The 775-nt window shown below is 50.2% G+C and carries 2 protein-coding genes; both read left to right on the forward strand.

Annotated features, from left to right (window positions below; genetic code table 11):
* On the forward strand, window positions 1–293 hold a 293-nt coding region (locus B5E53_RS18715), incomplete at its 5' end, for a DUF5697 family protein (RefSeq protein ID WP_242963823.1).
* Between the two features lie 57 nt (window positions 294–350).
* The coding region (locus B5E53_RS18720; protein ID WP_242963824.1) for a DUF6100 family protein at window positions 351–775 on the forward strand (425 nt) is incomplete at its 3' end.

Here is a 775-nt window from a genome sequence, read left to right on the forward strand (position 1 = left end):
CCGCCTTCTGGGTTTTACTGGATTTTGAAAAACCCATCGTATTCCATACCAGCGGGGATTTTCCTGTTAAACTTCACTTCTTTTCAGAAAATGAGGAATACGAAATCCTCTATGTGCCGCTGGAACAGGAAATTTTAGTGGATCATGTGATGAAATCCATTCCCCGCCACGATGTGTTGCGTCTTGTGGTGCTGGAAAATATCCAGCAGGCTGCCAAACTCTCGATTGAAGGAGTGCTTGCTTTCTGTGTCGTGGATGACTCCGGCTCTGTCAGCTACTACGGAAGGAGGTAATACACCATTTCAAACCAGAAAATTCTCTATGAACGGCTTGCGAAGCTGGAAGGAGAGATCCAGAAACTTAACAACACGGTTTTTGCACTGAAAACCACCGATATCCGTGCATATCCGGAAAACTACGGGGATCTGAGTATGAATGCTGCATTGCGGGCGGAACGGATCGCCTGCCAGATGCGGAACCTGGTCTGTCTGGCCGCCCCGGAAAAACGGAGCGGATACTTAAAAGAAGCGGCAGATGCCCAGGGGATTGAGATCCGGCAGGACGAAGATCTGATCTCCATTACGCTTCCGGGCCTGCTTCCCAAAAGAAAGCAGCACGTCAACGCTGCCTTTCTCCATGAGCCGCTAAACTATGCACTGCAGAACTACCTGACGGTCCATTCCCTTCCCCTGTACCGGGAATGTGTGGTCTGCTTCAGCCAGATCTATGACCGGAACGGCCCATTTGACCGGGTACGTGATTACGATAACCTGGA

It is taken from the genome of Eubacterium sp. An11 (assembly GCF_002161065.1).
GTDB classification, from domain to species: Bacteria; Bacillota; Clostridia; order Lachnospirales; family Lachnospiraceae; genus Anaerobutyricum; species Anaerobutyricum faecale.